The organism is Streptomyces sp. BE20, from assembly GCF_036322525.1.
Taxonomy (GTDB): Bacteria; Actinomycetota; Actinomycetes; order Streptomycetales; family Streptomycetaceae; genus Kitasatospora.
In genome coordinates, this window is sequence record NZ_JAQYWW010000104.1 from 1 (window position 1) to 868 (window position 868).

The 868-nt window shown below is 74.4% G+C and carries 1 protein-coding gene; it reads right to left on the bottom strand.

Annotated features, from left to right (window positions below):
* A partial coding sequence (locus PUR61_RS00510) for an acyl carrier protein (RefSeq protein WP_329874456.1) occupies nt 1-868 on the bottom strand: 868 nt, incomplete at both ends.

The following is an 868-nucleotide window of genomic DNA, read 5'->3' on the forward strand; positions in this document are numbered from 1 at the left end:
ATCCATCGCCAGCGCCTCACGCGGCGAGATCCCGAACAGCCCCGCATCGAAGTCCCCCGCCCCGTACAGGAACCCGCCCTCCCGGGCGTAGAACGTCCCCGCATGCTCCGGATCCGGGTGGTACAGGCCGTCCAGATCCCACCCACGATCCGTCGGGAACGCCCCGATCCCGTCCCTCCCGGACGCGACCAGATCCCAGAACTCCTCGGGCGTCCCCACACCACCCGGCAACCGCAGACCCATCCCCACGATCACCACCGGGTCGTCGCCGGCAGGCGCGACGGCTGCCGCGACGGTCGCGTCCGACACGAAGGTGCCCGGAGCGAAACGTCCCAGCACGAAGGCGGCGAGCCGCTCGGCGTCCGGGTAGTCGAAGACCAGCGTCGCGGGAAGCACCAGCCCGGTCGCGGCCTGCAACCGGTTCCGCAGCTCGACGGCCGTCAGCGAGTCGAAGCCCAGCTCCTTGAACGCCCGCGACGCCTCGACCGCCCCGGTCGACGCATGGCCGAGCACCACGGCCACCTCGGCCCGCACCAGGTCCAGCACCGCCCGGTGCCGCTCCACCGCCGACAGGCCGGCGAGCCGTGCGGCCAGCCCGGTCTCCTCCGGCACAGGACCTCCCGTCACGGCGGGGGCCAGCCTGGCGAACAGCGGCCGCTCGCGAACGGCAGTGAACAGCGGCAGGAAGTCCGCCCAGCGGACGTCCGCGACGGTGACGGCCGCCTCGCCCGAGCCGACGGCCGACGCCAGCGCTGCCAGCGCCCGGGCGGGATCCATCGGGCTCAGACCCCGGCGGCGCAACTGCGCGGCCGTCTCGTCGTCCGCCGCCATGCCCACCCGGGCCCACGGGCCCCACGCGACGGCGGTA